At 70.8% G+C, this 10,610-nt stretch carries 10 protein-coding genes; 6 read left to right on the top strand and 4 right to left on the bottom strand.

Annotated elements, in window-relative coordinates:
- Positions 1-202: 202 nt before the first annotated feature.
- From G3N96_RS35240 to G3N96_RS35215, 6 genes are all read left to right on the top strand, one after another.
- The gene (locus tag G3N96_RS35240; protein ID WP_124577201.1) at positions 203-799 is read left to right on the top strand and encodes an ANTAR domain-containing protein; all 597 of its coding nucleotides are present in this window, start codon (positions 203-205) and stop codon (positions 797-799) included.
- 5 nt (positions 800-804) lie between these two features.
- A complete protein-coding gene (locus tag G3N96_RS35235; protein ID WP_206140054.1) occupies positions 805-1,857 on the top strand; it encodes a CmpA/NrtA family ABC transporter substrate-binding protein in 1,053 nt (350 codons plus the stop codon).
- 123 nt (positions 1,858-1,980) lie between these two features.
- Positions 1,981-2,580: a uracil-DNA glycosylase family protein gene (locus G3N96_RS35230; RefSeq protein WP_206140053.1), complete on the top strand. Its 600-nt coding sequence runs from the start codon at positions 1,981-1,983 to the stop codon at positions 2,578-2,580.
- 61 nt (positions 2,581-2,641) lie between these two features.
- Positions 2,642-3,436 carry a YkgJ family cysteine cluster protein gene (locus G3N96_RS35225; protein WP_206140052.1) on the top strand — a complete coding sequence of 265 codons (795 nt, stop codon included), beginning with the start codon at positions 2,642-2,644 and terminating at the stop codon, positions 3,434-3,436.
- Between the two features lie 119 nt (positions 3,437-3,555).
- Positions 3,556-4,497, top strand: a complete 942-nt coding sequence (locus G3N96_RS35220; protein ID WP_089458991.1) for a helix-turn-helix transcriptional regulator — start codon at positions 3,556-3,558, stop codon at positions 4,495-4,497.
- Between the two features lie 125 nt (positions 4,498-4,622).
- The gene (locus tag G3N96_RS35215) at positions 4,623-5,321 is read left to right on the top strand and encodes a fumarylacetoacetate hydrolase family protein (protein WP_206140051.1); all 699 of its coding nucleotides are present in this window, start codon (positions 4,623-4,625) and stop codon (positions 5,319-5,321) included.
- 70 nt (positions 5,322-5,391) lie between these two features.
- Here G3N96_RS35215 and G3N96_RS35210 read toward each other — a convergent pair whose 3' ends face one another.
- From G3N96_RS35210 to G3N96_RS35195, 4 genes are all read right to left on the bottom strand, one after another.
- Entirely contained in the window at positions 5,392-5,931 is a 540-nt protein-coding gene (locus G3N96_RS35210) for a DUF4303 domain-containing protein (RefSeq protein ID WP_206140050.1), read from the bottom strand.
- A gap of 161 nt (positions 5,932-6,092) precedes the next feature.
- Positions 6,093-7,304, bottom strand: a complete 1,212-nt coding sequence (locus G3N96_RS35205; protein ID WP_206140049.1) for an MFS transporter — start codon at positions 7,302-7,304, stop codon at positions 6,093-6,095.
- A gap of 226 nt (positions 7,305-7,530) precedes the next feature.
- Positions 7,531-9,114: a trypsin-like peptidase domain-containing protein gene (locus tag G3N96_RS35200; RefSeq protein WP_206140048.1), complete on the bottom strand. Its 1,584-nt coding sequence runs from the start codon at positions 9,112-9,114 to the stop codon at positions 7,531-7,533.
- 402 nt (positions 9,115-9,516) lie between these two features.
- The coding region (locus G3N96_RS35195) for a PLP-dependent aminotransferase family protein (protein ID WP_206140047.1) at positions 9,517-10,610 on the bottom strand (1,094 nt) is incomplete at its 5' end.

Here is a 10,610-nt window from a genome sequence, read left to right as displayed (position 1 = left end):
GGACGCGGGTGCCGCGATCGAAACGGCCTTGTCCCGGGCCGCGTAGCATGCGCGACACCACGCGGCACCGGCCGCCCACCTATCATGAAGACAGCGGCGCCGGCCGCCGTGCCGCCGCGCACGGCACCGACACGCTGTCCGCACGGGGCCGCCGCCCCCGCTCCGCCCATCGCGCCACGCTTTCGCCGCCGCCGTCCGCGTCATGAGTCCGTCTGCTTCTTCTCCCCGCCTGCGCGTGCTGCTCGTCACCGACACCGACAAGCCGATCGGCGAGCTCGGCGACGCGCTCGCGCACCTCGGCTACGAGATGCTGAACGACGTCGCGACGCCCGCGCGCCTGCCGGCCGCCGTCGAGGAGCAGCATCCCGACGTCGTGATCATCGATACCGATTCGCCGTCGCGCGACACGCTCGAGCAGCTCGCCGTGATGCACGCCACCGCGCCGCGCCCCGTGCTGATGTTCAGCCACGACGCCAACCAGTCGCTGATCCGCGCGGCGGTCGGCGCGGGCGTCAGCGCGTATCTCGTCGAAGGGCTGTCGGCCGAGCGTCTCGCGCCGATTCTCGAAGTCGCGCTTGCCCGCTTCTCGCACGACGACGCGCTGCGCCGCCGGCTGGCCGACGTCGAGCGCGAGCTCGCGGAGCGCAAGCTGATCGACCGCGCGAAGCGCCTGCTGATGGACGCGCGCAAGCTGTCCGAACACGATGCCTACGCGGCGCTGCGCAAGCGCGCGATGGATCAGGGCCTGCGCATCGTCGACGTCGCGCGGCAACTGGTCGACGCGTCACCCCAGTCATGAATGCCATGGATACCTCTTCTCCCGCCGCGCCGGAACGCGCACATCTTCGCCTCGGGTTCGTCGCGCTGAGCGACGCGGCCCCGCTGATCGTCGCGCAGCGCCTGAACCTCGGCGAACGGCACGGCCTCACGCTCGAACTCAGCCGCCAGCCGTCGTGGGCCACCGTGCGCGACAAGCTGCTGAGCGGCGAGCTCGACGCCGCGCATGCGCTGTACGGGCTCGTCTGCGGATTGCAGCTCGGCATTGGCGGCCCGCAGGCCGACATGGCCGCGCTGATGGTGCTGAACCGCAACGGCCAGGCGATCTCGTTGTCGCGCGGCCTCGCCGACGCGTATCGCGCCGGCGGCAGCGTGCGCGACGCGTTCGCGACGCTCGGCCGCAAGCCGCTCCTCGCGCAGACGTTCCCGACCGGCACGCACGCGATGTGGCTGAACCACTGGCTCGCGTCGCACGACGTCGATCCGCTGCGCGACGTGCGCAGCGTCGTGATCCCGCCGCCCGAGATGGTGGCCGCGCTCGCCGGCGGCGAGCTCGACGGCTTCTGCGCCGGCGAGCCGTGGCATGCGGTGGCCGAGGCCTGCGGCGCGGGGCGGACCGTTGCCGTCACGAGCGAGATCTGGCCCGATCATCCGGAGAAGGTGCTCGCGGCCCGGCGCGATTTCGTCGCGCTGTATCCGGCCACGGCCCGCGCGCTGATCCGCACCCTCGTCGATGCGTGCGCCTGGCTCGACAGCGCCGCGCACCGTCGCGAGGCGGCCGACTGGCTCGCATCGCCCGATGCGCTCGGCGTGCCGGCCCGGCTGATCGCGCCGCGCCTGCTCGGTGACTACGGCTCGGGCCCGTTCGCCGTGCCGCCGCTGCCGATCCGCTTCCACGACGGCGGCGCCGTGAACCGCCCCGATCCGCGCGAAGGCGAGTGGTTCCTGTCCCAATACCGGCGCTGGGGCATGCTCGACGGCGCGCACGACGACGCGGGGATCGCCCGGGCGATCGCACAAACCGCGTTGTATGATGCTGCCGTCGCCGAAAGCGGCGCACCGGGCCTGTCGCAGGCGTGATGCGTACCGCGTGATGCAGGCGGCGCGCGCTCCCGCGCCACGCCTTTCCCGGGCCGCCTGCCGGCGCCCGGCACGCGGCCCCCGGGTGACGCCGCATGACCACTCCGTCCCCGATCCGATTCGATGCCGAAACCCACGCGCGCGCCGCTCGACGTGCTGCTCACCGAAATCCGCGCGTGCCGTGCCTGCGAAGCCGACCTGCCGCTCGGCCCGCGCCCCGTCGTGCGGGCCCATCGCGACGCGCGCATCCTGATCGTCGGGCAGGCGCCGGGCGCACGCGTGCATGCGAGCGGCGTCCCGTGGGACGACGCGAGCGGCCAGCGGCTGCGCGGCTGGCTCGGCATCGACACCGACACGTTTTACGACGAGACGCGCTTCGCGATCGTGCCGATGGGCTTCTGCTACCCGGGCCGAGGCGCAAGCGGCGACAACCCGCCGCGCCCCGAATGCGCGCCGCTGTGGATCGACCGGCTGCTCGCCGAGCTACCGTCGATCCGGCTCACGCTGCTGATCGGCCAGTACGCGCAGCGGCATTTCCTGCGCGAGTCGCGCAAGGCCACGCTGACCGACACCGTGCACGCCTGGCGCGACTATGGCCCCGACGTGTTGCCGCTGCCGCATCCGTCGCCGCGCAACCAGGCGTGGTTCAAGCACCACCCGTGGTTCGACACCGACGTCGTGCCCGAGCTGCGGCGCCGGGTCGCGCCGCTGGTCACCCGATGAACGCGCACCGCTGCCCTGTCGCGACGCTTCGCGGCACCCTGTTATCCGTATCGAATCAAGCATGAACGACACCCCCACCGATATCGACTTTGCCTGCAACGGCTGCGGCGGATGCTGCCGCGACCTGCGCATTCCGCTGACGATCGACGAGGCGATTGCGTGGCTGCAGCGCGGCGGCCACGTGGAGCTGCTGTGCGATGCGATGCCGTGGCTCGTCGAGCCCGAACCCGACAACGCGTTCGCCGCGTACAAGCGCGTGCGCTCGAGCGCCGCGCTCAGCGGCTCGCTGCCCGTCCGCATCACGGTCATGCTCACCGCGACCCATGCCGGCCCATGCCCGAACCTGCTCGACGACCTGCGATGCGCGATCTACGACGCGCGTCCGCTCGTGTGCCGGATCTATCCGGCCGAAGTGAATCCGTTCGTGCCGCTGGTGCCGGACGGCAAGCAATGCACGCCCGACGCGTGGCAGCAGGCGCCGTTCGTCCGCGGCGGCACGATCGTCGACGCGGACACCCGCGAGCACATCGCGCGCTCGCGTGCGGCAAGCGAAGCCGAGACGCCGCTGCGGGCGCGGTTGTGCGCGGCATTGGGGATCGATACGGCGGCGGTGGCCAACGAAGGGTTCGCGGTCCATGCGCCGTCGGCCGCCGCGCTGCTTGCTGCGCTGACGGCTTTGACGGCACAGCGCGCGTCGGAATCGGCCCCGGCCAGCGCCGACGACACCATCGCGTGGACGTTGCTGTCGAACCGTACGTCGACGCTGGATGCGCTCGGGTCCGTCGGCGCGGCAAGCCAGCGTGCCGGTAGCGCCAACCCGCACGCCGGTTATCTCGGCTTCCATCCGGACGAGTAACCGCCGCGCGGCACGCCGCGAGCGACACCGGGCGAAGCCATGCGGCCGCACAGATCGCCGTCCCGCCCGGTTCGCTGTACCATCGCGGCTCAACCGCGTCACGAACAGCAGAATCCTTCATGCCCTCCATCGCCCCGCCGCGCCTGTACGGGATGCCCGAACGCAGCGACCGGCTCGACTTCTACATCCGCGACCAGGCGTCGCGCCAGGCGATCACCGAGCCGCACCGGCACGCGTATTTCCAGATCCAGTTCAATCTCGGCGGCGACACCGAGCAGCGGATCGGCGGCGTCACGCGGCCGTTTCCGCGCGGCGCGCTCGCGTTCGTGCTGCCGCACCGCGAGCACCTGATCCCGCATCCGGAAGGCGCGCACTTCATCGTGATCAACTTCAGCCAGGCGTTCCTGCGCGCCGATCTCGACGTCGACCCGCTCGATCTCGAGGACGTGCCCGCGCACCGCTTTCCCGAGCTGACGCCGTTCCGCTTCCAGGAACACCTCGACTTCATCCTGACCGGCGACACCTACGAAGAAGCGCGCCGCCTCGCGCTGTGCATGCTCGACACCGATCGCGTGCGCACGTTCGGCTCGACCACGCTGCTGCGCGGCTACTTGCTGCAGCTGATCGGGCTCGTCTGCACGCAGTACGCGGGCGCGCTGGACAAGCTCGCGCAGCGCGGCGCCCAGCGCGCGGGCCGGCGCGACGCGCTCGCGCGCGTGCTGCGCCACGTGCGCGCCAACCTGACCCGCGAGGACCTGACGCTCGCCGCGACCGCCGAGGCCGCGTTCCTGTCGCCCAACTACCTGGCGCACCTGGTCCGCAAGGAAACCGGCAGCACCTTTACCGATCTCGTGACCGAGCGCCGGATCGCGCTCGCGCAGTCGCTGCTGGCCCATACCAGCCGGCGCATCGCCGATATCGCACGCTCGGTCGGCTTTCGCGACGAAGGGTATTTCGCGCGGCGCTTCCGTGCACGGGTCGGCGTGTCGCCGAAGGCGTACCGCGACGCGAACGCCGCGCTGCCGGACGGCGACGACGCACCGGCGGCGGCCGACGCGTAGTTTTGTCCCGGTAAAACGCAGTTGCGTCGCATCCGGCCACTCGGCTGTCGGGTATCGTTGCACGCATGCCGACCCGTGCACCGTACGAGTGCGGCATCCGTCCTATCACCGAACGAGGCCATCCGATGTCCGCTTATGTCATCGACGCTGCCGAGCGTCCTTCCGTCGAAGTCGATCAGTCGTCCGCGCGCTTTCCGGTGCGCCGCGTCTTCTGCGTCGGCCGCAACTACGCCGACCACGCGCGCGAAATGGGCGCCGATCCCGACCGCGAACCGCCGTTCTTCTTCACGAAGCCGGCCGACGCGATCGTCCCGGCCAGCGGCACCGTCGCCTATCCGCCGCTGACCAACGACCTTCATCACGAAATCGAGCTGGTCGTCGCGATCGGCAAGGACGGCCGGTCGATCGACCCGGCCGACGCGCTGTCGCACGTGTGGGGCTACGGCGTCGGCGTCGACCTCACGCGCCGCGACCTGCAGGCCGAAGCGAAGAAGCTGAGCCGTCCGTGGGACTGGGCGAAAGGCTTCGATGCATCAGGCCCCGTGACCCCGCTGCGCGCCGCAGCGGCCACCGGCCACCCGACGACGGGCCGCATCTGGCTCGCGGTCAACGGCGACACGCGCCAGCAAGGCGACCTGGCCGACATGATCTGGGCCGTGCCCGACGTCATCGCGTATGTGTCGCGCTCGGTCGAGCTGAAGGCAGGCGACCTGATCTTCACCGGCACGCCGGCGGGTGTCGGCGCGCTGCAGCCGGGCGATCGCGTCACGGGCGGCGTCGACGGCGTCGCGACGTTCGAATTCGTCGTGGGCGCGAAGCCGTAAGCCATAAGCCGACACGCAGCACGCATGGCGGCCGCCTGCGCGGGGCCGCCGTGCGCGATCCCGATTTCAGTCAGTCGTAGCGGCGCAGGAATGCGTCGGCGACGGCCGGCGGATTCAGCGCCTTCGCCGATTCGTTTTCCAGCGCCTCGGCCGCATCGTCGTCGCTGATCGACACGAACAGCGTGATCGCCGCCCTGTCGTCGCCCGTGCCGAACAAGCCTTCGCGGTCGAGCAGGCGCAACGCCGCGATCATGTCGGCGTGCAGTTGCCGCGCGAACTCCGGGAATCTCGAGCGGACGAACTGCGGGCTCAGCACGTCATCGGCGAGCTTGCCGCAGATCGCATTGAACGGCGACGCTTCCGCCGCCGCGTACGCCCATTCGGAGCAACCCCACGCATACCACGGGTCGTCGTCCGGGACGGCCTGCTGCGCGCGGATCCGGCGCAGCCCTTCGACCGAATTGGCCGCCGGCACCACCGTCATCGCACCGCTGTCGGTATACAGCGCGAATGCATAGAAATGCTCGTCCGGATGCAACGCCCGCAGCGCCCTGAATGTCGCTCTCGCGGCGTCGGCAATGTCTCGCTGGAAATCAGAAAAGTCGCTCATCGCATCCTCGTCCAGTCGCGCTGCGCGCGTCGGAGCATGCCCGGCGCGCGGCGGGTTCGTCGTCTCCCGATAATCGATCGATTGTCCGCCAATCGTCCACGGCACGGTAGCCGTGCCCACCCCCATGCCCGGCTCTGCGAGGCGACGCCGCGCGTCTGCGGTCACCGCCCCGCGTCCCGCGCATCGAACACCCTCACGCAGACGGCCGCCGCCAGTGCGATCGCGGCCGACAGCAGCATCATCGCGAGCGGCGCATAGCCCGCGTTGCCGGCCGTCAGCACCGCCCCCGTCAACGACGAAAGCGCGGCGCCGCCGGCGATCGTCATCGCGCCGGCCAGCCCCGACGCGCTGCCCGCCAGTTCCGGGCGCACCGACACCGCGCCGGCATGCGCGCCGGGATTCGTCAGCCCGTTACCGATGCCGACCAGCACGCACGGCCCGAACCACGCGATCGCCTGCGTCGCCCCACCGAACCTCAGCGCGAGGCCGATCAACGGCCCCGCGCACGCGACCACCCGTCCGAGCAGGATCGTCGTGGCCAATGCGTAGCGGCGCGCGTAACGCGCCGCCACGAAGCTGCCGCACACGAAGCCGGCCGTGATGGTCCCGATGTAGAAGCCGATCTCCGCGGGCGCGATGCCGAACACCGTTTGCGCGGCGAGCGGCGCGCCGGCCAGGAACGCGTAGAACGCGCCGGTCGAAAACGCCATGCAGAGCGCATAAGCCCAGAAACGGCGCGCACGGAGCAGCGCCGGATACGCGCGAAGCTGCTGCCCGAGGCTCGACGACCGGTTCGCATGGGTTTCGACGAGGTCGAACGCACACCAGACGAGCAACGCGATGCCCGCCGCGCCGAGCAGCCAGAAGCTCGCGCGCCAGCCCCACGCCTGGTCGAGCGCGCCGCCGAGCGTCGGGCCGAGCATCGGCGCGAACGCGGCCGCCATCGCCGCATAGCCGATCCGGCTCGCGGCGCGCGCCCCGCCGCCGGTGTCCCGGATCGTCGCCATCGATACCGGATAGACCGACGTGATCGCCGCCTGCATCAGCCGGCACGCCAGGAATGCACGAATATTGGTCGCCATCGCGCAGCCGAGCGAGCCGAGCGCGAACACGCCGACGCTCACCAGTACGACCGGCCGCCGCCCGAACCGGTCCGACAGCGGGCCCATCACGAACTCCAGCGACGCGGCCACCGCCGCGTAACCGCCGAGCGACAGCGCGACGAGCGCATAGTCGGCGCGCAGGTCGCGCGCGATGGCCGGCAACGACGGCAGGAACAGGCTCAGCGGCAGCACCGAGCACGCACACAGCAGGATCAGCGTCGCGAGTCTCGGTGACGCCCGTTCGGAAGCGATCGGCAGGTTCGATTGCAAGCGGATGCCCTCCATGCACGTGCCGCACGGCCGTGCGCAATGCAAAAAAAACCCCCGAACGAGTCGGGGGCGCATGGGTGCCGGCGCGGTGCCGCTACCGGACCCTGCGCCTGTGGACTACGACGATGATGAATGCTGCGTTCATGCCGGATGGCTCCTGAATGCCTCGCTGACTACGTGCGAGATCGAACGATGGTAGGCGGACGATAGCGAGTGCGTCAACGCCCTAGCGCGCATGCACCGACACGAATTTCCGGGCGTTGTTGCGCTGGATCAGCACCGCGATCACGCTGCCGTTCGCTTCGAGCGTCGGTATGTCGTCGGGCGTCTCGAGCAGCGTGTCGTTGAGCTCCAGCACGACGTCGCCCGGCTGGATGCCGGCCTTGGCTGCCGGGCCGTGCACCGCGTCCACCATCATCCCGACCGCGAGCCCCGTCGAGCGGCGCTCGTCGTCGCTGAGCGCATGCATCGTCAGCCCGAGGCGGTCGCCGCCGTCGGCAGCCGCTGCGCCCGCCGCCGGTCGTGCAGCCGCCTTCGGCGCAGCCATGCCGACGGTCGCACCCGCGTTGCCGGCGGCCTCGTCGGCACCCGTGATCGTCAGCATCACCGGCGCGCGGTTGCGGATCAACCGCAGCGGCGCCTTCTGGCCCGGCGGCAGCGCGGCGGCCAGGTCGTTCAGTTCGGCCGAACGGCCGATCGTCTTGTCACCCAGCTTCACGATCACGTCGCCGGGCTTCACGCCGGCCACGGCAGCCGGGGAGCCGGGCGCGACGCCGTTGACGAGCGCGCCCGCCGGACGCGGCAGCCCGAACGCCGCGGCCAGCCCGATGCCGACATCCTGCACGTCGACACCGATCGCATTGCCGGACGACGACGCATCCGGCGCCGGGGACTGCTGCGCCTGCGCCTGCATCTGCTTCTGCAGTTGCGCCCGCACCTTTGCGGCTAACGCGATCGGGATCGCGAACGTCGTGCTCGCGTAGCGGTCCGGGCCCGTATAGACCTGCACCGCGATGCCGATCACGTCGCCCGCGCGATTGAAGACGGGGCCACCGGAATTGTCGGGGTTCGGCGCGATGTCGGTTTCGAAGAACGGAAACGCGCTGCCGTCCTGCATCCGGTGCGACGTGGCGCTGACGATGCCGGCCGTGACCGTGTTGCCCGATCCGTCCGGCGCGCCGATCGTCATCACCGGCTCGCCCGCGCGCACCTTCGACGAATCGCCGATGCGCACGAACGGCAGTTTCTTCCCGTCGATCCGTAGCACCGCGACGTCGCTTTGCGGGTCGACGGCCAGCACCGTCGCCTTGAATTCGCGGCGGTCGGTGAGGCGTACCGTCACGTCGGTCGCTTCGTCGACCACATGCGCCGACGTGAGGATCAGGCCGTCGGCGCTGACGATGAAACCCGAGCCGCTGCCCGATACCGCGCGCGGCGCGGTGTCGGGTGCCGGCGCCTGTGCTTGCTGGCCTTGCCCCTGCGGGCCCTGCGCGGGCGGCGGTGCGTCATGCCGGAAGAACGCGGCGAGCGGATCGTCGGGATCGAGGATCGCGAAGGACGGGCCGCTCGCCTGCTGGTCGGCGGCGGTCATGACGGTCACGACGGCCGGGCCGTAGCGGTCGACGATCGCCGGAAAATCGACCGGCATCGCGTAAGGTGCGGCAGCCGGCCGTTGCTTCATCGGGTGCGGCGTGACGGGCGGCGAGAGGGTTCCGGCAAGGGCGGCCGGCGGGGCCGGCAGACAGCCGGCAAACACGCCCCCGATCAACGCGGTGCAAAGCACGGCGCGAGCAAGCGTCTGGCGAACCACGGTGCACCTCCCCCGGGAGTCACGGCGCCGACATGCGCGAGACGCGCAGGCGCTCGACACGGCCCGGTACACCCATCCATTTATAGTCCACGCGGCCGGTTCGAACATACGAATCGAAACCCGAATGCCGGGCGGCGCGGCAGACGCGGAGCCGCGACGGGGTTCGTTTCTAACAAAGTGCGCGGTTCGTCAATCCGCACAAGTCCGATTGTCATCCGTCGCACGAGAGCGCTCGGCTCCCGTGGCGAAAGCAGCCGGAGCAACGACGGTCGTCACCGATCCAGTTCGCACATTCATGACTCGATTCTCTTGTCGGGATCCCGAAGTGAAATCGCAAGCGATACGGTCGCGGAGATCACCGGCGGCGGGTGATGCCACCCGCGCGGCCTGCCGCCACCCACGTCAATCCCCACCCACCCCCTCCGCGATCGCCGACAGCATCCGCAACATCGGCTCGAACGCGTCGGCCGACGTATTGCCGAAGCCGAGCACGAGCCCGTTGCCCGCCGATCCCGCATCGATCGAAAAACCCGACAGCGGAAACGGCCCGATGCCATGCGCACGCGCCGCGTCGACGATCGCGCGATCGCGGTAGCGCGCCGGCAGCCGCAGTGCGAGATGCAGCCCGCACGGCCCGCCCTCGATCTGATGCGGCACGCTCAGGTTGCCGTCCAGCGAAGCCAGCAGCAAGCGCCGCCGGTCGCGATACAGCCGGCGCATGCGGCCGAGATGGCGGCCGTACTCGCCCGTCTCGATGAAATCGGCCAGCGCGAGCTGCACGTGGCGCGTCCCGCCGCGCAGCATCTCCGGCAGCACCGGCCGCACCGCGGCCAGCAGCGCATCGGGCAGCACGAGAAAACCGATCCGCAGCGCCGGAAACATCGTCTTGCTGAACGAGCCGAGATAGACGACGGGCGAATCGGGCGCGAGCCCGTGCATCGCGCCGATCGGCTCGCCGGTGTGGCGGAATTCGCTGTCGTAGTCGTCCTCGATGATCCACGCGCGATGCCGGCGCGCGGCATCGATCAGCGCGAGCCGGCGCGAGATCGACAGCACGGCGCCGGTCGGAAACTGGTTCGACGGCGTCGTGTAGACGAGGCGCGGCGTCCGCTCGCGCCAGTCATCCTCGTCGGCACGCAGCCCTTCCGCGTCGACCGGCATCGGCACGACGTCGAGGTCGGCCGCCTGCATCGCGGTGCGCGCGCCGCGATAGCCGGGCTCCTCGACCCACACCGTATCGCCCGGGTTCGTCAGCAACTGCGCGCACAGTGCGATCGCGCCCTGTGCGCCTTCCGTGATCACGATCTGCTCGGGATCGCACCGCACGCCGCGCGTCACGGCCAGGTGGCGCGCGATCGATTCGCGCAGCGCGGGCTCGCCGAGCGGGTCGCCATAGCCGAGCAAGTCACGGCCGGCGCGGCGCAGCGCGCGGTCGATCGCGTGGCGCCATGCGTCCGCCGGGAAATGCGTCAGCGCGGGCACGCCCGGCCGGAAGA

Source organism: Burkholderia sp. Se-20373 (genome assembly GCF_017104705.1).
Lineage (GTDB): Bacteria > Pseudomonadota > Gammaproteobacteria > Burkholderiales > Burkholderiaceae > Burkholderia.
The sequence above is the reverse complement of the archived record's forward strand: the minus strand, read 5'-3'. Positions and strand labels throughout refer to the sequence as shown.